This window comes from Marinobacterium sp. xm-d-579, from assembly GCF_013282935.1.
GTDB lineage: Bacteria > Pseudomonadota > Gammaproteobacteria > Pseudomonadales > Balneatricaceae > Marinobacterium_E.
Window position 1 is genome coordinate 407,347 of sequence record NZ_WBYP01000002.1, and the last position, 21,842, is coordinate 429,188.

The following is a 21,842-nucleotide window of genomic DNA, read 5'->3' on the forward strand; positions in this document are numbered from 1 at the left end:
GGCATAATTCCTGCTATGTTTTAACTAAAGTTATTAGTTAAAGCAGTGACCATTGAAGCAGAATCGATCAAACAATCATCAAATCGAGTCAGACACGCAATATACAAAGTTGTGTAAAGCCTTTGATTCACTCGATGAATCTCAATTTGATATTGTCATAGACTCTAGTACTGAGAAGGTTCATTTAGATGCCAGGGCTCAGCAGTTTTTTGTCTTATCAACACCTCTACCTCTGAATCAGTTCGACGCTTATTTCACCCCAGCTAATAAACTCATTGAAACGGCACCAATACGGTCTGGCACCAACTTTCGATACAGAGGAATTGAAAAAGAGGTGCATCATCTGTCAGCCTATGAAACGAGAACAGAAACTGCGCCTCATTTAAAACATATTCGCTTTAAGCGTATCGATCTCTTTGATCCATCAAAACTGACCGAAATCGAAGAGAAATTGATCAATCAGAGACAATTGTTCGCCATCATCTCTCACGAGATGAGAACGCCTGTCGCTACCCTGCAAATGCTTATTGAAGATCTAGAGCAGGGTGCTCCTAGTTCAAAACATACAGAACAGATGAAAAATACCGTTGATCATCTGATGTCTGTACTGCAGGACATGACGCAAGCCGTTAATCCTGAAAGGGCGCTGCCAATAAGCAAGACAGCATTCCATCCTAATCAGCTATTAATCGATGCTCACTCACAGATGACAAGGTTAGCTGAGCTCAACGGCATGGTTGTGAAATTAGAGCTCATCGATAACGAAAATATAAGGCTTGAGTCAGATAAACAACGCATAAAAATCATAGTGTTAAATCTGATAAAGAATGCAATACATCACTCTAAAGGCAGCACAATTAATGTGAAGGTTGAGTGGATACAAAGAGTAGATAAGGGTTACTTGGTGCTCACTGTATCTGACGATGGCCAAGGAATACCGAAAGAGGCAACCAATAAGATATTTGAGCCGTTTGAAAGGCTGGGCACAAAGGTTGATGGCAGTGGCCTTGGTTTGTTTATTGTAAGGCAATCACTCAACGAGCTGCATGGCGACGTTGATGTCGATCGAAATGAGCAGGGTGGCGCTCGTTTTGTTGTCAAGATACCTATGGTTGATCTTAATGCAAAGCAGTCTGAGCCAGTGTTTAGACAAGAATCTAAAGATACTGGAGATCTGCTTAAGCGCCTTAACCTACTGGTCGTTGAGGACGACCCCATCATAAGAATGGTCTCTAAAAACCTACTGGGTAAATTAGTAAACCAGGTGGATGTCGCGGAAAATGGCCATCTAGGATACGAAATGGCGACTCGCAAAGAGTATGACCTCATTCTAAGTGATTTCTTTATGCCGGTACTGGATGGCCGGCAAATGATCCAAAAGCTAAGAAAAGAGGGTGTGTCTGTACCCATAGTGGCAGTGACTGCCGCCGTCATGGGGCAGGAGTCTGAGGCACTACTCGATGCCGGTGCGAATAAAGTCATCGCAAAACCCATATCAATGAATACCTTTCTGGAAGTTGTTGAGCAGTGTGTTGCTAGATAACAGCTCGTCTTATCTATATAGTACGTATTTTAAATATGTATTATGTATCAAATGACCAGTATAACACGCGAACAAGTCTACGAAATTGCCGACGAACTGCTAAGGCAGGGCATCAAACCCACCCAACAAAATGTCAGAGACAGACTCGGGTCTGGCTCATTAACCACAATTAACAAAGCACTCAATGAGTGGTGGAGCGGGTTAGGGCAGAGATTAGACGCGCAAGCCAGTGGCTACGATCTTCCAGAGCCTGTTATTAAGCTCGCCAGCAAGATCTGGACGGATGCGATTGCCTACGCAAACCGAGCCAGTGAAAGCAAGCACAAAGAGGCTGACGAAGAGCGCAAGAAACTCACAGAAGAGCTGTCAACAATTGACAGTAAATATACCCAACAAATAGTTGATTTAAATACTATTATTAGCGAAAGAAATAACGAGATCAGCAAGCTTAAAATGGAATTGAACCAGGCTGTAACCAATCTTGGTAATGAGCGAGATCAGTCATACAGGGCAGCCAAAGCCTTAATGGATGCTGAGACCAAGCTAAAGCAATCCGAAGCGGGCGTACACAACAATGAGGGCTTGCTTGAAGCACAAGTACGGTTGAAAATACAGGCCGAAGAGATTGCGCGCCTTAATGCTGAAGTGTTGAGATTATCGACAGAAAACGCGCAGCTGAAGCTTAAATAGAGACCGGAAATAGCATGCTCATTCACGTTAAACCCTGTGCGGACACCGATAAGCTCAAGAAAATTGTTACGAACAGCAATCCTGGAGACAATATCAATGTCTCTAGCTTGCAGCAATTTGAGCAGCTCAAAGGTCTAATCATTGATGCAAGGGCGATAGATCTTAAGCTATCACTGATTGATGATGATGGTTATGTGCTAAAACAGATCTCCACTAAGCGTCGAGATATCCAGAGTAGCGCCGCAAAGAGCCCAGGCTTCACAGCACGTCAAATGTCCGTTATCTCTGCGCTAGAGCGCGTCATGATGCTTCTCGACAAGGAGGGGATCAACCTAATCGGCTACAGTGACGAGCTGGTCGCAACCATTGCAGATGACTCATCATTGCAAACTGGTGAGCTTGCTATCGACATAGACACCAAGGGCATCTACAAAGGCGCTTTGTAAGGTTCTTATTCGCTTTGTGGCAAAAGATAGAGGTAGGGATCTCCTGCCTTTTATTTATAATACTATATTTAACATAATATATATTATACGTATCTTTATATATCGTTATTGCGGTAGCTATGTTTAGGTAATTATTCGCTAACCTATTACTGAAAGACCGATAAAAACCATCAGATCAACACATCTAATAGCGCCTAAAAAGAATCAATCACCACCCTTAAGGCTTAATAAGCACTGAAAACCGATTGACCCCAACCAAACCATTGGCTGTTGATAGTTGTGTTAATCAATCTGAGGATCACTTGTGTGCAAACAATCACATTCAGAGCTTGTAGCGCCTTCCGTCATATATTTGCGTAAGGGTTAAAAACAGTTGAGCTTATCTAACCTTTAACGAAAATTGCCTTATCTCCTTTATTTAAATATTTAAAAACAGCTGTTTACCGAACAAAACAATAATCAACCTTATTTTTATACCCCTTTATCTTCGCGCGTATCTAAGCCTGCTAACCGCCGTTATTTGGCTCTATTAAAATGATTCATGATGCTTTTAGGTGAGGATTGATGCGGTTTTTCAGTGTGGATAACTTTTATGAACTGCTTTAAATCAGGTATGATTAATCCCTTATTTTTATTAAGGAATTTCCGATGTCAGACTCATACCCAGCTTGCCCTGAATGCTCCTCTCCATATGCCTATGAAGATCAAGGACAACTTGTCTGCCCTGAATGCGGACATGAGTGGGATCCCAATGCAGCGGCTGAGTCTGAAGACCTGCTGATTGTTAAAGATGCAAACGGTAATCAGCTGCAAGAAGGTGATTCTGTAACCTTGATTAAAGATCTTAAAGTCAAAGGTGGTGGTACAGAGAAAGTTGGCACTAAATTCCAAGTGCGACGTTTAGTAGACGGGGATCACAATATCGATTGTGGCAAATTGATGCTGAAATCAGAGTTCGTTAAAAAGGCCTAAAGTATTAAGGTGTCAGGCTTTTGGCCTGACACCCTGCCCTGACTGTTTAGTTCCCAGTTTCAACACCCCTATTGGGATCTCTAATCCACTCAGACCAGGATCCTGGGTAGACACTGACTGGTGGCAATCCCGCCAACTCAATGCAGAAACGACTTAAACAAGCGGTTACACCAGAACCACACATCAGGATTGGGTCCTGCGCTTTATAGTCACCCAGCTTGTGGCGATAGATCTGTTGTAGTTGGTCTGCAGATAGAAATTGTCCTTCAGCGTCGTAGTTATCAGACAGTGGAATGTTCTTTGCGTTTGGAACATGCCCTGCGACCGGATCAATGGGTTCTACCTCACCTCTGAAGCGCTCGGCTGCACGTACATCCGCAATAATACGATCCTTCAGTTTAGAAGCCTTAATAACATCATCAACATCAACAACGGATTCCAAACTCTCCTTAACCGTCAAATCACCCTTTTGATTTATATTAGGCGCTTCTGTTGTGACCTTTCCGCCCTGCTGTTTCCAAGCGTTAATGCCACCCTCAAGAATAGCCACTGATTCATGGCCTATCCATCGACACATCCACCAGAAACGAGCCGCAAACAGACCAGCCGAATTATCATAGGCAACCAGCTGTGTATTCTCAGAAACACCGCAGGACCTTAGAAACTGTGCGAACGACTCCTTTGATGGCAATGGGTGTCTTCCGCTTGTGGATGTGATTGGAGAGGACATAACCTCATCTAAGTTAACGTAAATAGCATCTTCAATATGCCCTTCATCGTACTCTTGCTGCCCTGTTTCTGGAGTCATCAGATCAAAACGGCAATCAAAAATAACCGTTTCACAATCCAATGAAATCAACTCTCTCGTACTCATTAACGTCGTCAAAGGGTTAGTCACTTTCTGTTCCCTGCTCTATGATAAATGGATAAGAAATTTAACATTTGATTAATCTCTTCGTGTTAAGTTAAAGCAAATAGATTGAGGTGTATATGGGTATTATTACTGGTTTTTTTGATTTCATTCTGAGCTATCTACCGGGCGTTATCCTTCTGATTTTTGTCTCTGGCCTTATCTTGCTTTATGTCAGTGATCGTCATCAGGTTGACCACACCATTCGTCGTAACTACCCCGTTGTTGGGCGACTACGTTACATGTTTGAGGAGATGGGCGTCTTTTTCAGGCAGTATTTCTTTGCTCAAGATCGTGAGGAGATGCCCTTTAACCGTGCCGATAGAACTTGGGTTTATCAGGCGGCTAAGCAGGAATCTACTCTTCAAGCCTTTGGTTCTACGCGCCTTCAACATGAAGGGGATGTTCTCTTTGCGAACTCGGTCTTTCCCTACACGGGCAATGAAGAGCCTCAACAACAGGTATTTGGCCCCTACTGTCCCAACCCCTACGCCACAGACAAGGTGTTTCATATTTCAGGTATGAGCTTTGGTGCTATTTCAAAACCCGCTGTCAAAGCGCTCGTTGCAGGCGCACGTGAAGCCGGTATCTGGATTAACACGGGTGAAGGAGGAGCTTCCACAGAGCATCTTCAAGGTGGAGCGGATGTGGTCTACCAAATTGGTACCGCAAAGTATGGCGTACGTAACTCAGATGGCTCATTAAGTGAAGAGAAGCTGAAGGTGGTTGCAGAAAACTCAAATGTGAAAATGTTTGAGATTAAGCTCTCTCAGGGCGCCAAGCCCGGCAAAGGCGGCATACTGCCGGCTGACAAAGTGACTGCAGAGATTGCTGCACAGCGAGGCATTCCTGAGGGTAAAGCCAGCATTTCGCCTCCTACCCATCAAGAAATTCAGAGTTATGACGACCTTTACAATTTCATAAGGCACGTCAGATTAGTGACCGAAAAACCTGTAGGTATCAAACTCTGTGTGGGTAATATTTCAGAGTTCAGGGAGATGCTTACCGCCTTAACGAGTAGAGCTTCGGCGGCTGCCGCAGATATAGCTGATAGCCAATCAAAGCAAAGCGCGTTTGATGATGTGATTAACGCCTATGCCCCTGATTTTATCACTCTAGATGGGGGTAACGGCGGTACAGGGGCAGCGCCCATGTCTCTTATCGATGCCGCGGGTATGAACTTGCAAGAATCACTCCCCTTAGTCTCTAACATTCTGACTGAGTTAAACCTAAAAGAACGGATAAAATTGGTCGCCTCAGGCAAGTTGATTACTCCTGTTGATGTAGCTTGGGCCCTTTGTGCCGGTGCAGATGCTGTCACAACAGCCCGAGGCTTCATGTTCTCGTTGGGATGTATACAAGCTTTGCAGTGTCATAAAAACTCCTGTCCAACCGGAATCACGACGCATGATAAGCGACTTCAAGCGGGTCTAGATCCCGTCAACAAATCAGTTCGTGTTGCTGCTTATGCTAAAGAGATGCACAAAGAGCTTGAGACCATCGCTAAGAGCTGTGGGGTCTCTTCCCCCTCTAAACTGAGCCGAAAAAATGCTCTGATCTACACCTCTAATCAACACGCTAAGCCAATGGATGAAGTGTATCGATAGTTTTTGACCTGATATTGATTTTGATCATACATCTAATCCTTGATACACATTAGAATTATCTAATATTAATCAATTAAAGGGATTTTTATGTCGAATCGCAAAGTCGATACCGTCATCATTGGTGCTGGAACGGCTGGTTTATACGCTCTTTCAGAAGTCAAAAAGAGCGGTCGTTCCTGGCTGTTGATTCAGGGTGGTGAAGATGGAACCACTTGCGCTCGCGTTGGCTGCATGCCTTCGAAAGTACTGTTAAAAACCGCTGAGTTATTCAGTAGTAGAGATCAGTTTGAAAGCCAAGGTATTTTAGGCAGCTCGCATCTTGAGTTGGATCCTGTCGCTGTAATGACGCACCTTCGGAAGATGCGCGACATGTTCACAAATGGTGTACGCGGACGCACCACTGAGAGAATGGATGATAACCATTTAATCCGTGGTTATGCTGAATTCACAGGTAAAAATAGCCTTAGGGCTAACGGCCAAGATATCACGTTTAATAATGCTATCGTCGCTACTGGGTCATCCCCTGTTATACCTAAACCTTGGCAGGACTTTGCTAACCTATACACGACAGACACTTTTTTTGAGATCGAGAAACTCCCCTCATCAATTGCCATCATAGGGATGGGTGCTATAGGCCTAGAAATGGGTCAAGCTTTAAGTCAATTGGGTGTTCGTGTTGCAGGTTTTGATCAAGCTCAAACGGTTGCCGGAATTCAAGATAATGAACTACTCGAGGATGCACTAGAATCACTCTCCACGTATTTCCCAATCCACCTTGGGGAGCCCGTGACCCTTAATCAAAATGATTCTGGCGGTGTCAATGTTATATGCAACGGCATTGAAGAGTCGTTTGATGCGGTCTTGCTCGCACTGGGTCGACGCTCAAACAGTTTGAAAATGAACCTTGAAGCAGCGGGAGCAGCTATCTTAGATGGACAGGTGAGCTTTAATGAGCAGACAATGGGCGTCGAGGGTACATCACTTTATATTGCAGGTGATGCAACCTCAGAACGCGCGGTTATGCATGAAGCTGCTGATGAAGGTCTGATTGCAGGCTATAACGCTAATCAAACAACCGCTAAAAGGTTTAAACGCAAAACAGCGCTTGGCATTGTCTTTACACAGCCAAACATTGCACGTGTCGGCAATTTAGTCGAGGATGAAACGACTCTCTCTTCTCTCGTTAAACTGACAGCTAACGGGCGAGCAAAGGTTAAACACGCCACTGTTGGCGGTATAAAGATAATCGCAGATAGAGAGACAGGGACTATTAGAGGGGCCGAGATTGTCTCGGTTGATGGTGAGCATCTGGCCCATTTAATGGCCTGGGCGATTGAGCAAAAACAGACAGCAATGCAGCTATCCAAAATGCCGACATACCATCCTGTGGTCGAAGAGGCTCTATCAGCCTGTATCGACTCACTCACTCATCAATTAAATCCTAACAAGAGCATAGCCGAGCAAAAATTAAGCATTTTGGATTAATGGGTTGTTCTATGCAGTTCAGATACCCTCTCCTCTAAGGTTTGGGTATCTATCTGCATCAACAGATCCCAGCTTAAGCGGCGGTACTTGTAAGTCGGTAGTTTAAAGCCATATTCATCAAGAATGTGCCCATTCATAATCGATGGCTGTGAGCGGTAGTCGGCCCATATTTTACCGGGGCAGTTTGGATCAAAACGAAAATTGATCTGAAGTGCGAATTTCGCTCCCTCGCCATTCACCCATGAAGATATAGTCGTCAGGATATCTTTACCATCTTCATCGATCTGCTCCGTGATCCATACATCGTTCAGGTTACATTGGCTGTTAGTTAAGCTATCAACATTAAAAACCGCTTGATCCGTTAGCGACTCACAGATTTGTCTATTCATAATGCACCCTTAAATTCGTCCAATATCTCTGTTGATCTATACAACCCATCAACTAGCAATCAGCGTGCCAACTTTAATTATTTAAAGAGGACTAGAACTGATTGACGCTCTAGACCGTTCGGTCTAGTATGGCTAAAAATTGGCTATACACTTTGCTATGAATGACTTAAGCGCTAAAGAGAAGCTGTTACGAATAGGCACCGAGTTAATGACCTCACAGGGTTTTGCCTCAACGCCGCTCGACAAGTTACTTAAACAGTCCGGGGTACCAAAGGGCTCTTTCTATCACCACTTTGGTTCTAAAACTGGCTTTGGGTTAGCGGTAATCGAAAGTTACAACGAATTCTTTAAGCATCAACTGAATAAGCAGTTTCTAAATGCCGATCTATCCCCTATTGAGCGATTAAAAGCCTTTGTTACCTCCGCCGCTAATGGAATGCAGAAGTACAACTTTCAACGCGGCTGTTTGATTGGCAATTTAGGGCAAGAGATTAGCGCGTTGGATAATGATTTTCGTAATGCGATTGAATCGATTTTTAATCAATGGGCTGATTTAACAAGTGATCTATTTGAGCTAGGTAAACAAGCGGGACAAGTTGTTCGAAGTGCCGATTCTTCTCAACTCGCTCAAGCGTTTTGGATCGGTTGGGAAGGTGCTGTGTTGCGAGCAAAACTTCAGCAGTCAGCCACCCCGCTCTACCTGTTTTTTAATCAATTTATATCCAGTCGAACCTTTCTAGAGGAGTATCCATTCGATGAAAGCCATTCTCATTAACAAAGACGAAACAGCTGGTTACACCTGCAAACTCTCTGAGGTAGATGAAGCGCAGCTTCCAGAGGGTGATGTTCTGGTGCAAGTTGAGTACTCAACCCTTAACTATAAAGATGGTTTAGCCATTACGGGTAAAGCGCCTGTAGTCCGCCGCTTTCCAATGGTTGCCGGAATTGATTTTGCAGGCACCGTTATCGAAAGCACAAACAGTCGTTTCCAAGCCGGCGATCAAGTCATTTTGAATGGCTGGGGTGTTGGCGAAACCCACTGGGGTGGTCTAGCAGAGAAAGCGCGAGTGAAAGCCGATTGGCTAATCAAGAAACCTGAAGCACTCAGCGCAGCCCAAACAATGGCCATTGGCACGGCAGGTTACACTGCAATGCTCTGTGTACAAGCGATTCAATCAGCAGGTATTACACCCGAGTCGGGTACGGTGCTGGTGACGGGTGCCAATGGCGGTGTCGGTAGCTTTGCGCTTCGCATTTTGAAACAACTTGGGTACACCACCTGTGCATCAACAGGACGCCCTGAAGAGGCTGAGTATCTTAAATCATTGGGCGCATCTGAAATTATTGATCGTGCCGAGCTCTCTGAGCCGGGCAAACCTCTGCAAGCTGAACGCTGGGCAGCGGTTATCGATAGCGTGGGTAGTCATACTTTGGCGAATGCCTGTGCTCAAACCCAGTGGGGTGGCGCTGTGGCTGCCTGTGGCCTGGCACAGGGCATGGATCTGAAAATGACCGTTGCTCCGTTCATCTTGCGCGGGGTATCGCTTTTGGGTGTCGACAGTGTGATGCAACCTATCGCTCAACGTGAATTCGCTTGGGCGGCTCTTGCAGAGATTATCAATCAAGATGATCTTAACACCATGACCAACGAGATCACTCTAGATCAGGTCATCGAAACAGGGGCTGCTCTACTGGAAGGTAAAGTGCGTGGCCGCGTTGCAGTGAAGATTTAAAACATGGAAAACAGATCACTCATCTATGTTATGGACCCGATGTGCTCCTGGTGCTGGGCCTTTTCAAAGACGTTAGATAACTGGCTGCAACAGCATCCCGATCTCGACGTACTTTGGGTGATGGGTGGTCTGGCACCAGACTCTGATGAGCCTATGCCGCAATCGATGCGTGAGGCGATCGCATCGACCTGGCAACGGATTGAGTCTCAAACAGGTACTCGCTTCAACTACGATTTTTGGACTCGCAATACACCAAGACGTTCAACCTACCCTAGCTGTCGAGCCGTCATAGCGGCAGGTGAGCTTCATCCAGAGGGTCGGCAATTGATGAGCCAAGCCATTCAAAAGGCCTACTATTTGGATGCTAAAAACCCCTCTGAAACAAGCACCCTGCTTGAGTGCGCAGAATCGATTGGGCTTGATGCTAGCCAGTTCGCTGAATTACTCAGCAGCGATAGGATAGAATCAAAACTGAACAGTGAACTGGAGTTTTGTAGAACCCTTGGCATTCAAGGATTTCCTGCCCTACTTCTGGTCAACGACGAGGCGGTAATACCCTTAGCCTTAGGTTATTCAACCCTCGATAAAATCGAGAAGCGTTTCCGAGAGACGCAATAAGCGTTCAATATCATCTAAGACTCTAACCCTTTAATCTACCAAACTTCTAGCTAAAACGACTCATCTCCATTAGCATTATCGATCGCGAAATTTCAGACTCTTTTATTACCCATGGAAATTATTAATTTCACACCTTACAGTGCACTCCTTGGTGGTGCCTTAATTGGCCTGTCGGCTGCCGTTCTTCTGCTTTTTAAAGGGAGGATAGCGGGTATTTCAGGGATAGCCGGTGGTGTTATTCTTCCCGAAAAAGGTGATATCCCATGGCGTATTCTATTTTTAGTCGGCTTAGTTGTAGGCGGTGTGCTTTACCAATTATTTGGCATCTCACCTGGTGTAGAGAGCATTCAGCCCGTTACTGGAAAAGTGGGTTTGATCCTTGCCGGTCTTTTGGTCGGCATCGGCTCAGCACTTGGCACTGGCTGTACCAGCGGCCATGGCATATGTGGTTTGGCTCGTAGAAGCTTTAGATCTCTTGTAGCAACGCTGATCTTTATGCTGACAGCGATGATAACAGTGTTCATTGTTCGCCATCTTGTAGGGGGCGCTTAATGAACATTAAATCCTTACTAGTCGCTTTGATATCAGGCACCCTATTTGGTCTTGGTCTCTCTGTAGCCCAGATGATCGATCCCGCCAAGGTGGTCAACTTTCTTGACGTTACAGGGCAATGGGACCCCTCATTAGCCTTTGTCATGGCAGGAGCCTTAGCTGTAAACATAGTGGCTACACCCTTGATTCTAAAGCGAAATAAACCGGTCTGTGACACACTATTCAGAACGCCACTTAAAGAACAGATTGATCGCCGCCTGATACTTGGCGCGGCTCTGTTTGGCGTGGGTTGGGGAATCGCTGGCTACTGCCCAGGCCCAATGATCACCGCGGTCAGCTTTGTTAACAGTGATATTTTGATCGTGTTAACAGCTTACGTTATCGGCACACTGTTAACACGCCTGTGGATGCGCAAACGAGAATCACACCTGTCTGAGCAAGAGCGACAAGCTCAATCCTGTATTGAGTAGTAGATATTTACTCTAAACCCAGGAAACCGCCGGTTTGATGGGCCCAGAGTTGCGCATAGATCCCACCGGAATTGAGTAGCTCTTGGTGTGTCCCCTGCTCCACAATTTGCCCTTCATCGATCACAATCAGTCGATCCATTGCTGCAATGGTTGATAGACGGTGCGCAATGGCGATGACGGTCTTACCTTGCATCAATTGGTAAAGACTCTCTTGAATAGCGGCCTCCACTTCAGAGTCCAAGGCGGACGTTGCTTCGTCTAGGACCAAAATAGGCGCATCTTTAAGCAGCACACGCGCGATGGCGATGCGCTGACGCTGCCCGCCGGATAGTTTGACGCCACGTTCACCCACTTGCGCATCCAAACCACGATTACCCTCAGGGTCTGTTAGGTCATTAATGAACAGATCCGCTTGAGCCTGCTTTAAGGCTTTCAACAGCTCCTCCTCACTGGCATCAGGGCGTCCATAGAGAATGTTCTCGCGAATCGTTCGGTGCAGTAGAGATGTATCTTGAGTGACCATGCCAATCTGCGCTCGAAGCGAGTCTTGCGTCACATCGGTAATGTCGACACCGTCAATTTTAATCTGACCAGAATGCAGGTCGTAAAACCTCAACAGGAGATTAACCAGCGTTGATTTACCGGCACCTGAGCGCCCCACAATACCGACTTTCTCTCCCGGATTGATGTGTAAGCTCAATTTATTCAGCACAGGCTTTTCGACATCATAGTTGAACTGAATCGCATCAAACTCAATCTCGCCATTCACGAGCGCCAATTCAGACGCGTCAGGCTTGTCAATGATATCGATCGGTTTAGAGAGCGTTCTCATGCCGTCAACTGAGCTTCCGATATTCTCAAACAGCATGCTGATCTCCCACATAATCCAGTGAGAGATGCCACTTAATCGCAGAGAGAGACTCACCGCGATCGCTATCGCACCCACTGTAACAATTGAGTCTGACCAGAGATAAATGGAAACGCCGGCAACACTAAAGGTCAGAAGGTAATTGATGAGGTTAACCAGCACGTTAAACCCGGTCCCTAAGCGCATTTGGCTGTAGACCGTTTTTAGGAAGCCATCCATGCTCTCTTTGGCATAATCTGACTCACGCTGAGTGTGGGCAAACAGCTTTACCGTGCTTATGTTGGTGTAGCTGTCGACAATACGGCCTGTCATCACTGAACGAGCATCGGCCTGCTCAGTCGCAACCCGCTTTAACTTAGGAATAAAAAAGAGTTGAATGCCGATGTAGCAGATCAACCAAACCAGCATGGGAATCATTAGGCGCCAGTCTGATTGAGCCACCAGCACCAACATACTGATAAAGTAGACCAGCACATAGACCATCACATCCATGAGTTTCATCACTGCTTCCCTAACGGAGAGCGCTGTCTGCATCACTTTGGTCGCTATACGACCCGCAAAGTCATTCTGATAGAAGCTGACACTCTGTTTAAGCAGGTATCGGTGAGACAGCCAGCGAATCGCCATTGGATAATTACCCAACAGTGATTGGTGCATCACCAAAGAGTGGATTAGCGTTAGCAACGGGAACAGGATCAATAGCACAGCTGCCATCATCCAGAGTTCTGAGCTCTTTTCAGAGAGCAACTCAGCTGGTGTCATGGTCGAAATCCAGTCAACCAAATCACCCATAAAACTGAATAGAACCGCCTCTAGAATCGCAATGGAAGCGGTACTTAACGACAGGATTAACAGCGGAATCTCAAACCCTTTGGTATAAAAACGCATGAACGCAAACAGCGTTGAAGGGGGCTGTAATTCACCCTGTTCTGGGTAGGGCTGAGTAAAACGCTCAAAGAGTCGAAACACAGTAAAAACCTTAAGCTAACAGATTGAGATCGGTAAAAACTTGACCCACAAGATCAAGTCGTTAGAGTAACAGAACAGCCCATCAAACGGGTGGTATTTATACCCTTCAGTAGAGATCTACTATGAACCAAGATTCAAACACCGGCGCCATTCGTCAACGTAACCGCCAACTCATTATTAACGCTGCGGTACGTGAATTTGCCCAAAAAGGATTTTCAGGCACCACCGTTCAATCCATAGCGGATAGAGCCGAGCTTCCAAAGCCCAATGTACACTACTACTTTGGCTCTAAAGAGGCTCTCTACCAAGAGGTGTTAACACACATTCTTTCACTTTGGGATGGATCCCTCGATCTACTGGTCGCCGAAGATGATCCTAAAGCCTTCATCACGGAATATATCTCTAAAAAGATCACCTTTTCACGCGAAAACCCAGAAGCTTCGCGTATCTTTGCAGCGGAAGTGATCAACGGCGCACCGCATATGAAAAAACGCTTCGGTAAGCAGTACCATGAGTGGTTTACCGGCCGTTGTGACATCATCAAACAGTGGCAATCAACAGGCAAGGTTAATCCTGACCTCTCTGCAGAGCATCTACTCTTTATCATCTGGGCATCTACCCAACACTACGCCGATTACGAACTTCAAGTGAAGGCCGCTCTGGGGCAAAGACGACTCAATTTAGAGGTCTATGATCAGGCTGAGAAAACGCTAACGGCATTGGTTCTTGCAGGTATGCAGATCAGCTAAACGCCTTAGTTAAGGTTGTTTTCATTCTCTTTTGGCCCAATAACCAAATTGAGCATTCACTACCAGGGAGCTGGCCATGCGCGTACTACTCGTCGAAGATGAATTGGCATTAGCTAACGCTTTAACAGAGCATCTGGAGCTTTCAGGCATGGCAGTTGATGGTTTCGATCATTTGCGCCAAGCCGAAACCGCTCTACTAACAACAGAGTACGATATTGTTCTTCTCGATCTACAGCTGGTAGACGGCGATGCCATCCCATGGCTTAAAAAGCGTCGCCAAGCAGGCCTTACAACCCCTGTCATCATCCTGACAGCGCGTGATCAAATCAGCGATCGAATTGCCGGTCTTGATGCCGGTGCCGATGACTATGTGATCAAGCCTTACGATTTGGATGAGGTCAATGCCAGAATTCAGGCGGTAACACGCCGAGGAGCCGGATTAGCGACCAATGCGGTCACCTTTGGTCGAATCACAGCCGACCTTCAAAAACACTCACTGCAGGTCGACGAGCAAGATGTCGAGCTGACGGCTCGTGAGTGGAGTATCTTAGAAACACTGATTAAACGACCCGGACACATTGTCAGCAAAGAGCAGATCGAAGATCGTCTCTACGCCTTTGGACATGAGGTAGAGAGCAATACCGTCGAGGTCTATATCAGTCGCTTACGCAAGAAACTGGGTAAAGAGCTGATTAAAACGGCACGTGGCCTTGGCTACCGTTTAGAGGCCTAGCGTGTTTCTAAAACCCAAAACCTTAGCCGCTCAGCTCGGCGTACAAATTGCACTGAGCTTGGTGCTGGTTTGGTTATTGGCAACGGTGGTCGCGCTATGGGTACTCGTTAAGGAGCTCAATTCAACCTACGATCAAAGCCTAAAAGAGACCGCACAACGTGTTTTGCCTCTCGCTATATCCGACTACCGACTTAACCAATTCGGCCTGCTTGATCTAAGACCTGAGCTAAGCTTACTGGGCACGCTCAATCTAAGCGTTGGTCCAAGAATTTTGGGCGATCAACCCGAATACCTGATGTATCAACTGCGTGACTTTAAGGGGCGAATACTGGTGCGTTCGAATAATGCGCCCATGACGCCAATGCTTGATAGTTTGCAGACAGGCTTTACCCATGGCAAAAATTTCAGCATTTATACAGCTTCATCGCTAGATGGTCGCTACCATCTTCAGGTCGCGGAGACCGTCGATCACCGCTACGGCGTCCTATTTGATACCGCCCTGCTCTTTTTACTGGTCTTTACCATTGCGCTACCATTGAGCGTTTTGCTGGTCTACATCGCAGTGAGACGACGTTTAGTGCCCGTTCAACAGTTTGCTGAGAATATGGCGACACGTAGCGGCAGTAATTTAGAGCCAATCGCACAAGCTGAGCTACCACAGGACTTTTTAGAGGTTCAAAGGGCCACTAATGCCCTACTTGATCGACTTAGAACCGCTCTGGTAGCGGAGCGTGAGTTTGCGGCCAACAGTGCACATGAGTTAAGAACCCCACTGGCTGTAGCGTCCGTTCAACTGCAGAGACTCTCTGATGAGCTTGGTTCGACGGATCAAGCTGAGCGACTCAAGATTGTTCAATCCAGCTTAGCACGCCTAACTCGTCTGATTGATAAGCTGCTTCAACTCGCACGTGCCGAATCGGTAACCCTATACAAGGGTGAGCCAACCAATCTTGAGCTCATCGTTAAGATGATTGCTCGCGAGCTAGACCCTCGTAATGATCGAGTCGAAATCATCAGCGAATCACCGCCCCTGTTAGATATCGATCCTGACGCCTTAGCCGTCATACTCAGTAACCTAGTCGAAAACGGCTTGAAGTATGCGCCTAATGAGAGCCCCGTCATTATTCGATTAGAGTCGAACGGTGCCTTTAGTGTTGAGAATTTGGCACCCGATTTAGCGCCAGAAGATCTAAACGGATTGAAGCAGAGATTTGTTCGCGGTAATCAGCGATCGCAACCAGGCAGTGGTTTAGGCTTGGCCATAGTCGGTGCTATGGTTGATCAGTTAAATGGCGATCTGGATTTAAAAATCGCTGGAGAAGGTCGCGGCAAGCGGTTGATAGTAAAAGTAAAGATATAACCTAAAGGGCAGGCTCGCCCATCACATAGGTCTGTGCGATTGATCGATCATCCCCCAGAATAGAGAGTGCAAATAAGACATCTTCAATCTGATCAGCCCGTTTCATCCGCTCTTCGATCACCGGTGTAGAGGCCAAGTCGAGCAACACCATATCGGCCTCAAACCCTTCTGCTAAAGCGCCAATTCGATCATCCAGCCCCAATGCCTTAGCACCGGCCAGAGTGGCCATATAGAAGGCTTCTAAAGGTTTAAGAAGATGTCCCGCCATCTGCTGAATTTTATAGGCGTCACCTTGGGTGCTCAGCATAGAGAGCGACGTACCACCCCCAACATCAGTACCCATAGTCACATTCACGCCAGCCTGTTGCAGACGCTTCAAAGGAAATAACCCCGATCCTAAGAAAAGATTGGAGGATGGGCAGTGACAAATAGCGGAGCCACAGTCATGAAGACGTTGCATCTCAGCGTCATTGAGGTGAATGCCGTGAGCAAACACCGAACGATCGGTCACGAGTCCAAAGTGATCATAGGTATCTAAATAGCCCTGGCGATCAGGAAATAACTCCCCTACCCATGCGATCTCATCGACATTCTCAGAGAGATGGGTGTGTAGGTAGACATCACTATTCTCTTTCATTAGAGCACCAGCGACCTCTAATTGCGCGTCGGTCGATGTGGGTGCAAAGCGAGGTGTTACCGCGTAACCCAACCGTCCACTACCACGCCATTTGTCAATTAACGAACAGGAGTCGTCATAGGCCGATTGAGGGGTATCACACAGATCATCTGGTGCATGCCGATCCATTAAAACCTTGCCGCTGACCATACGTAGATTACGACGTAGGGATTCTGCAAAAAAGGCATCCACTGAGTTAACCGAAGAGGTCGCAAACACCAGGGCGGTTGTCGTTCCGTTCGCCAATAACTGGTCGAGAAACCGTCCAGCCTGCTCTGTCGCGTAATCAATATCGCGATACTTTAATTCCACAGGGAAGGTGTATCGATTCAACCAATCCAAGAGTTGAGTCCCGTAAGCACCGATCATTTCAAGTTGTGGGTAGTGAACATGGGTATCGATAAATCCAGGAATCAGTAGATGCCCAGGACGATGCTCGATTTGAAGATCAGAGGGGATATGCTCTCTTAGATCAGTGTAACTGCCTACCCGTTTAATCAATCCATCGACTATCCAGATAAGCCCATCTGAGTGATAGAACCACCCTTCATCATCTTTAGGTTGAGAAGTACAACTCAGGATCTGACAACGTAACGCCCAGGATTGACTCATAATTCACCCCGCTGTTGCTGCAGCCGAGTCATGACATCAGCCGCAACCGAAATCGCAATCTCTACCGGCAATTTAGTATGCAAATTCTGCAAGCCTATAGGCGAGTGAATGGAGTCAATGATTTCCTGAGAGATACCCCGCTGAGCAAGACGCTGTCTGAATTTCAATGCCTTAGTTTCTGAGCCTATCATGCCAGTATAGGTCGGCAGACCTCCATCGATAGCTGCCAGTAGAAGATCCAGATCCAGTTGATGATCATGGGTCATAATCAACATCCATGCATCATTCGGAATATCTCGCGCCACATCAATGGGATCACGTTCAATGCGGGTCACACCATCTGGAATAGGCTGAACAAAGAGCTCATCTCGGTCATCCACCCAGTTAACGGCAAAATGCAGTTGCGCGAGCAGAGGCACTAACGCTTGAGCTATGTGGCCGGCACCAAATAGGTAAAGAGGCTGTAGAGAGGTATTAAAAACCTCAAACAGCACCCTAACCTCTCCACCGCAGCACTGCCCAAGATTACCGGCCAGAGTGTACTCAAGTTCGTGCAGACCATCTTTCTGCTCTGTCAGTAGCTGTCGTGCGAATTCAATCGCCTGATGCTCAAGATTACCCCCACCGAGTGAATCCACCGTGGCGTTACTGGTGACCAACATCTTGGCACCTGACGAACGTGGACTGGAGCCTCTCTCACCGACCTGTGTGATTAAAACAACCGGTTGCCCCCGCTTTAACAGCTCAGCAAGTTTGTAGCTCCAACGTTGAATCACAGAGAGTCCTCAAGGGTAGTAATGGCGTTTAAAATGGCCTCAGGGGTTGCCGGTGCATCTAAGGTAGGCGATATACCATAGCCGGAAATACTCGAAATTGCATCGCGAATTGCACACCAGACAGAGATGCCAAGCATAAAGGGTGGCTCACCGACTGCTTTAGATCTTGCTATGGTTGCCGCACTGTTCGGTTTATCCAGCAGTTCGATACTTAGCTTAGTGGGTCGATCACTAATCGCTGGGATCTTATAAGTAGCTGGGGAGTTTGTCAGTAGACGCCCTTCGTCATCCCACTTAAGCTCCTCACTGGTTAACCAACCCGCTCCCTGAATAAACCCTCCCTCTATCTGACCCTTGTCCAAGGCTGGATTCAATGAGTTACCCGTATCGTGCAATATATCGACACGCTCGATATGAGTGGCGCCCGTTAATCGGTCAATAATGACCTCCGAACAGGCGGCCCCATTAGCGTAGTAGAGAAATGGGTTGCCTTGTGCAGAAGCTCTGTCATACCAGATATTGGGCGTTTTGTAGAAGCCTGTGGCAGAGAGCTGAACACGATCCATATAGGCCGCTTTTACAGCCTCGGCAAACGTGATTGAACTGGCACCCCAGCTCAACAGCCCCTGTTTGAATTCAATCTCTTCGGCATTAATCGATTCGCGATTGGCAATGAATTCTGCAATCCGACTTTTCAGTGTGGTCGCTGCGTCATGGGCTGCCATACCATTCATGTCGCTACCGCTTGAAGCAGCCGTCGGTGACGTGTTGGGAACCTTGTCAGTTCGAGTGCTGCTCATCTTCACTCGATCGATCTCAATGCCCAATACTGAGGCAACCACTTGAGCCACTTTAGTGTAAAGTCCCTGCCCCATCTCAGTACCCGCCTGACTGACCAGAACGGAACCGTCTGTATAGATGTGAACAAGCACGCCCGCTTGATTGAGATGCTTAACGGTAAAGGAGATACCAAACTTGACCGGGGTTAACGCCAGCCCTTTAAGATAACGAGATGAGGCTAAGTTATGTTTAGCAATTTTCTGTCGACGACGGTCATAGTCAGCACTCTCTCTAAGGCGGGTCATGATCTCCCGCAGCGTTGTTCCGTCGACGGTTTGACCATAGTGTGTCTGCTGACCTGAATAGAGGTTCTTAAGCCGTGTATCTAAAGGATCCTGTTTACAGGTGCGTGCAATATCGTCCAGCATCGCTTCTGCCGTGATGACCCCCTGAGGCCCACCAAAGCCACGAAACGCCGTGTTGGAAACCTTATCGGTTCGCCAACGCTCACCAGTGATTTTTGCAGCTGGGTAATAGTAGGCGTTGTCACTGTGGAACATCGCGCGATCCACAATGGCATCACTTAGATCTGGAGAGCAGCCACAGTCGCCATTAATGTCGATCTGTACCGCTTCGATTTGACCATCATTACGGAATCCCACTTGATATTGGTTAATAAAGGGGTGTCGTTTCCCCGTCACCGTCATATCCGTTGATCTAGGTAGACGAAGTTTTACCGGTTTACCTAGCTTGTGCGCCGCCAGTGAGGCTAAACAAGCCCAAGGAGCTGCCTGTGTCTCTTTACCGCCAAAAGCGCCTCCCATGCGTCGTACTTCAACAACCACCTCATGAAAAGGAAGGCCCAACACTTCAGAGACTAGGGTTTGCACCTCAGTTGGGTGCTGAGTAGAGCAGAGAAGATGAATACCTCCCTCCTCTGTTGGCACTGCCAAAGAGGCCTGCCCTTCAAGATAGAGATGTTCTTGACCGCCAATTCGCAATTCACCAGAGATCTGATTTTTAGATCTGTCCATTGTGGACAGATCGCCTCTCTGCATCACATGAGGAGGACGTACTCGATACGCCTGGGACTTGGCCTCTTCAATAGAGAGGATTGGCTTAGACTCTTCGTATTGAACCTCAGCCAAGAATGCCGCAGAGCGAGCTTGCTTCTCATCCGTAGCCACCACAAGAAAGATCGGTTGACCGTGAAAAAGCACGTCGCCATCCACTAAAAGTGGGTCACCCGGAAAGACAGGACCGATATCTTTGATTCCAGGAATATCACTGGACGTCAGCACGGCAATAACACCTGGAGCCTCTTGCACTGCACTCAGATCCAAAGATAACAGACGGCCTCGGGAGATGGATGCTTGCCCGATGGCAGCAAACAGGGTGCCTTCAGGTAAGGGAGTATCATCCACATATCGTGCTCTACCCGTCACATGCAACAACGCACTGTCGTGAGTGACTGAAACGCCTACAGGTTTCATACAGACTCCTTCGCACTGATTAGATGGAAGTGAATGACACGGGCACAGGCTTTGAGGCGATAATCAGCACTGGCCCTGAGGTCTGATAGAGGTGTTAACTCGCCTAACGCATCAGTGACCTGATCCAGGGTAATGGATGAGGGTTCTTTACCTTCAAAAGCAGCCATCACACCCAGTGCCAAAACCGGAGTGGCCGCCATACCTCCTAACCCTATTCGCAAAGAGGTTAACTGTCCCTCATGCATCCTGTAATGAGTCGCTACAGCGACGGCAGAGATATCATCATCCAGGCGCTTGGACACCTTCTCAAAATGCACTTGGGCCTGATCAGCAAGGTTGAAGTTAATCTGACTGATCACCTCATCCGAACTCAACGCGGTCTGCTTATAGCCTAAGAAGAAATGTTTTAGCGCAACCCTTCGCTCTTGTTGAACAGAGCTCAAAACCAACTCTGCATCTAAAGCGAGCATCAACGGAGCTAAATCGCCAATTGGAGAGGCATTTCCGATAGAACCACCCAAGGTCGCGCGATTACGGATCTGTTGTGATGCAAATCGACTGAGCAACTGATCAAGAGCATGAAAACCAGACGCTTTTGCCTGATCTTTAATTCGACTCAAAGAGACCGCTGCACCGACTGACCAGTGCCCAGCCACAAGGGTTAACTGATTTAAGCCGGCAACCCTATCAGTACTGATAAGCGTCTCGACCTGTTCAAGCCCCTGAGTCGCCCGCAGCATCCAATCAGTACCACCGGATAACAAAATGGCCTCTGGATGCTCCGATTTCAATTCACAAAGGGCTTCTAATGTTCGAGGTTGATGGAAACCGACAACGGATGCCGTTGAGTTTTGTAGCTGCTTTAGGGAGTTGATTAACTCAACTTCACACTGAGCAAATCGATCTTGGCTGCAATCGGCCAACTGAACCGCTTTAACAATAGGTGAGTAGCCGGTGCATCGACAGAGATTACCGCCTAGGGCTTCATCGATCGCCTCCACATCAGGATTGGATTCATGCTTTTTCAAAGCAAGAGCAGAAAGAATGAACCCTGGGGTGCAAAATCCACACTGCGATGCGTGCTGATCTATAAACGCCTGTTGCAGAGGGTGTAGATCATCGCCTTGCGCTAGATCTTCAATCGTAATCAGCGCTTTACCAGCCAATTCCGCAACCGGCATCAAACAGCTATTGACCGCTTCATACTTAAGCCTTTCATTATCATCTAGAGAGACAAGCACAACCGTACAGGCACCGCAGTCACCAGAGGCACACCCCTCTTTGGTCCCTGTGAGACGTTTAGATTCACGCAGGAATTCCAATAGAGTCTCGGTATTGGAAAGCGGACTATCCTGCTCAATGGAACCATTTTTCCAGTAACTGATCATATGAATGCTGCCTGAAGGGTCAT

General features: G+C 47.1%; 21 protein-coding genes. 14 read left to right on the top strand and 7 right to left on the bottom strand.

Annotated features, from left to right (window positions below):
* Window positions 1–52 precede the first annotated feature (52 nt).
* From XMD579_RS05630 to XMD579_RS05645, 4 genes are all read left to right on the top strand, one after another.
* A complete protein-coding gene (locus tag XMD579_RS05630) occupies window positions 53–1,543 on the top strand; it encodes a hybrid sensor histidine kinase/response regulator (RefSeq protein WP_173506026.1) in 1,491 nt (496 codons plus the stop codon).
* Window positions 1,544–1,585: 42 nt separating this feature from the next.
* On the top strand, window positions 1,586–2,233 hold the full coding sequence (locus XMD579_RS05635) for a DNA-binding protein (RefSeq protein ID WP_173506027.1): 648 nt from the start codon (window positions 1,586–1,588) through the stop codon (window positions 2,231–2,233).
* A gap of 14 nt (window positions 2,234–2,247) precedes the next feature.
* Window positions 2,248–2,679, top strand: coding sequence for a response regulator (locus XMD579_RS05640; protein ID WP_173506028.1), 432 nt, complete (start codon window positions 2,248–2,250; stop codon window positions 2,677–2,679).
* A gap of 648 nt (window positions 2,680–3,327) precedes the next feature.
* On the top strand, window positions 3,328–3,651 hold the full coding sequence (locus XMD579_RS05645; protein WP_173488863.1) for a zinc ribbon domain-containing protein YjdM: 324 nt from the start codon (window positions 3,328–3,330) through the stop codon (window positions 3,649–3,651).
* A gap of 46 nt (window positions 3,652–3,697) precedes the next feature.
* On the opposite strand, the gene XMD579_RS05650 is transcribed toward XMD579_RS05645, so the two are convergent.
* A complete protein-coding gene (locus tag XMD579_RS05650) occupies window positions 3,698–4,549 on the bottom strand; it encodes a sulfurtransferase (RefSeq protein ID WP_173488862.1) in 852 nt (283 codons plus the stop codon).
* Between the two features lie 92 nt (window positions 4,550–4,641).
* Here XMD579_RS05650 and XMD579_RS05655 point away from each other — a divergent pair, with 92 nt between their 5' ends.
* Together XMD579_RS05655 and XMD579_RS05660 are read left to right on the top strand one after the other, a co-directional pair.
* Window positions 4,642–6,168, top strand: coding sequence for an FMN-binding glutamate synthase family protein (locus tag XMD579_RS05655; RefSeq protein WP_173488861.1), 1,527 nt, complete (start codon window positions 4,642–4,644; stop codon window positions 6,166–6,168).
* A gap of 87 nt (window positions 6,169–6,255) precedes the next feature.
* A complete protein-coding gene (locus tag XMD579_RS05660) occupies window positions 6,256–7,653 on the top strand; it encodes a dihydrolipoyl dehydrogenase (RefSeq protein WP_173480939.1) in 1,398 nt (465 codons plus the stop codon).
* On the opposite strand, the gene XMD579_RS05665 is transcribed toward XMD579_RS05660, so the two are convergent.
* Complete coding sequence (locus XMD579_RS05665) at window positions 7,650–8,042, bottom strand: hypothetical protein (RefSeq protein ID WP_173480940.1); 393 nt, start codon at window positions 8,040–8,042, stop codon at window positions 7,650–7,652. The two genes, XMD579_RS05660 and XMD579_RS05665, sit on opposite strands and share 4 nt — an antisense overlap.
* A gap of 157 nt (window positions 8,043–8,199) precedes the next feature.
* Here XMD579_RS05665 and XMD579_RS05670 point away from each other — a divergent pair, with 157 nt between their 5' ends.
* The 5 genes from XMD579_RS05670 to XMD579_RS05690 all read left to right on the top strand — a co-directional run bounded on the left by XMD579_RS05670 (window position 8,200) and on the right by XMD579_RS05690 (window position 11,415).
* The gene (locus tag XMD579_RS05670) at window positions 8,200–8,817 is read left to right on the top strand and encodes a TetR/AcrR family transcriptional regulator (protein WP_173480941.1); all 618 of its coding nucleotides are present in this window, start codon (window positions 8,200–8,202) and stop codon (window positions 8,815–8,817) included.
* Window positions 8,798–9,775: an MDR family oxidoreductase gene (locus tag XMD579_RS05675; protein ID WP_173480942.1), complete on the top strand. Its 978-nt coding sequence runs from the start codon at window positions 8,798–8,800 to the stop codon at window positions 9,773–9,775. The genes XMD579_RS05670 and XMD579_RS05675 overlap by 20 nt, the downstream gene beginning before the upstream one ends.
* Before the next feature lie 3 nt (window positions 9,776–9,778).
* Entirely contained in the window at window positions 9,779–10,393 is a 615-nt protein-coding gene (locus XMD579_RS05680; protein ID WP_173483959.1) for a DsbA family protein, read from the top strand.
* Between the two features lie 111 nt (window positions 10,394–10,504).
* Window positions 10,505–10,945: a YeeE/YedE family protein gene (locus XMD579_RS05685; RefSeq protein ID WP_173480944.1), complete on the top strand. Its 441-nt coding sequence runs from the start codon at window positions 10,505–10,507 to the stop codon at window positions 10,943–10,945.
* The gene (locus XMD579_RS05690) at window positions 10,945–11,415 is read left to right on the top strand and encodes a YeeE/YedE family protein (RefSeq protein WP_173480945.1); all 471 of its coding nucleotides are present in this window, start codon (window positions 10,945–10,947) and stop codon (window positions 11,413–11,415) included. The genes XMD579_RS05685 and XMD579_RS05690 overlap by 1 nt, the downstream gene beginning before the upstream one ends.
* 7 nt (window positions 11,416–11,422) lie before the next feature.
* Here XMD579_RS05690 and XMD579_RS05695 read toward each other — a convergent pair whose 3' ends face one another.
* Window positions 11,423–13,252 (bottom strand): ABC transporter ATP-binding protein, encoded by a 1,830-nt coding sequence (locus XMD579_RS05695; protein ID WP_173506029.1) that lies wholly within the window; start codon window positions 13,250–13,252, stop codon window positions 11,423–11,425.
* A 122-nt stretch (window positions 13,253–13,374) separates the two neighbouring features.
* On the opposite strand from XMD579_RS05695, the gene XMD579_RS05700 reads away from it, so the two are divergent.
* The 3 genes from XMD579_RS05700 (at window position 13,375) to XMD579_RS11500 (ending at window position 16,094) form a co-directional block, all read left to right on the top strand.
* Window positions 13,375–14,001 carry a TetR family transcriptional regulator C-terminal domain-containing protein gene (locus tag XMD579_RS05700; protein ID WP_173482499.1) on the top strand — a complete coding sequence of 209 codons (627 nt, stop codon included), beginning with the start codon at window positions 13,375–13,377 and terminating at the stop codon, window positions 13,999–14,001.
* A gap of 76 nt (window positions 14,002–14,077) precedes the next feature.
* Window positions 14,078–14,734, top strand: coding sequence for a response regulator transcription factor (locus XMD579_RS05705; protein ID WP_173480948.1), 657 nt, complete (start codon window positions 14,078–14,080; stop codon window positions 14,732–14,734).
* A 1-nt stretch (window position 14,735) separates the two neighbouring features.
* A complete protein-coding gene (locus XMD579_RS11500; RefSeq protein WP_173482500.1) occupies window positions 14,736–16,094 on the top strand; it encodes an ATP-binding protein in 1,359 nt (452 codons plus the stop codon).
* Between the two features lies 1 nt (window position 16,095).
* Here XMD579_RS11500 and guaD read toward each other — a convergent pair whose 3' ends face one another.
* Genes guaD through xdhA form a run of 4 tightly spaced genes read right to left on the bottom strand, consistent with a single transcriptional unit; the run spans window position 16,096 to window position 21,819 of the window.
* Window positions 16,096–17,382 carry a guanine deaminase gene (guaD, locus tag XMD579_RS05715; RefSeq protein ID WP_173482501.1) on the bottom strand — a complete coding sequence of 429 codons (1,287 nt, stop codon included), beginning with the start codon at window positions 17,380–17,382 and terminating at the stop codon, window positions 16,096–16,098.
* The gene (gene xdhC, locus XMD579_RS05720) at window positions 17,379–18,158 is read right to left on the bottom strand and encodes a xanthine dehydrogenase accessory protein XdhC (RefSeq protein WP_173480951.1); all 780 of its coding nucleotides are present in this window, start codon (window positions 18,156–18,158) and stop codon (window positions 17,379–17,381) included. The genes guaD and xdhC overlap by 4 nt, the downstream gene beginning before the upstream one ends.
* Window positions 18,155–20,431 carry a xanthine dehydrogenase molybdopterin binding subunit gene (gene xdhB / locus XMD579_RS05725; protein ID WP_173506030.1) on the bottom strand — a complete coding sequence of 759 codons (2,277 nt, stop codon included), beginning with the start codon at window positions 20,429–20,431 and terminating at the stop codon, window positions 18,155–18,157. The genes xdhC and xdhB overlap by 4 nt, the downstream gene beginning before the upstream one ends.
* Complete coding sequence (xdhA, locus tag XMD579_RS05730) at window positions 20,428–21,819, bottom strand: xanthine dehydrogenase small subunit (RefSeq protein ID WP_173506031.1); 1,392 nt, start codon at window positions 21,817–21,819, stop codon at window positions 20,428–20,430. The genes xdhB and xdhA overlap by 4 nt, the downstream gene beginning before the upstream one ends.
* Between the last annotated feature and the right edge of the window lie 23 nt (window positions 21,820–21,842).

Excerpts from the sequence above, each read along its gene's own strand:
- XMD579_RS05635 (WP_173506027.1), top strand. The coding sequence starts at position 1,586 with ATGTATCAAATGACCAGTATAACACGCGAACAAGTCTACGAAATTGCC.
- XMD579_RS05640 (WP_173506028.1), top strand. The coding sequence starts at position 2,248 with ATGCTCATTCACGTTAAACCCTGTGCGGACACCGATAAGCTCAAGAAA.
- XMD579_RS05645 (WP_173488863.1), top strand. The coding sequence starts at position 3,328 with ATGTCAGACTCATACCCAGCTTGCCCTGAATGCTCCTCTCCATATGCC.
- XMD579_RS05655 (WP_173488861.1), top strand. The coding sequence starts at position 4,642 with ATGGGTATTATTACTGGTTTTTTTGATTTCATTCTGAGCTATCTACCG.
- XMD579_RS05660 (WP_173480939.1), top strand. The coding sequence starts at position 6,256 with ATGTCGAATCGCAAAGTCGATACCGTCATCATTGGTGCTGGAACGGCT.
- XMD579_RS05665 (WP_173480940.1), bottom strand. The coding sequence starts at position 8,042 with ATGAATAGACAAATCTGTGAGTCGCTAACGGATCAAGCGGTTTTTAAT.
- XMD579_RS05670 (WP_173480941.1), top strand. The coding sequence starts at position 8,200 with ATGAATGACTTAAGCGCTAAAGAGAAGCTGTTACGAATAGGCACCGAG.
- XMD579_RS05675 (WP_173480942.1), top strand. The coding sequence starts at position 8,798 with ATGAAAGCCATTCTCATTAACAAAGACGAAACAGCTGGTTACACCTGC.
- XMD579_RS05680 (WP_173483959.1), top strand. The coding sequence starts at position 9,779 with ATGGAAAACAGATCACTCATCTATGTTATGGACCCGATGTGCTCCTGG.
- XMD579_RS05685 (WP_173480944.1), top strand. The coding sequence starts at position 10,505 with ATGGAAATTATTAATTTCACACCTTACAGTGCACTCCTTGGTGGTGCC.
- XMD579_RS05690 (WP_173480945.1), top strand. The coding sequence starts at position 10,945 with ATGAACATTAAATCCTTACTAGTCGCTTTGATATCAGGCACCCTATTT.
- XMD579_RS05700 (WP_173482499.1), top strand. The coding sequence starts at position 13,375 with ATGAACCAAGATTCAAACACCGGCGCCATTCGTCAACGTAACCGCCAA.
- XMD579_RS05705 (WP_173480948.1), top strand. The coding sequence starts at position 14,078 with ATGCGCGTACTACTCGTCGAAGATGAATTGGCATTAGCTAACGCTTTA.
- guaD (WP_173482501.1), bottom strand. The coding sequence starts at position 17,382 with ATGAGTCAATCCTGGGCGTTACGTTGTCAGATCCTGAGTTGTACTTCT.
- xdhB (WP_173506030.1), bottom strand. The coding sequence starts at position 20,431 with ATGAAACCTGTAGGCGTTTCAGTCACTCACGACAGTGCGTTGTTGCAT.
- xdhA (WP_173506031.1), bottom strand. The coding sequence starts at position 21,819 with ATGATCAGTTACTGGAAAAATGGTTCCATTGAGCAGGATAGTCCGCTT.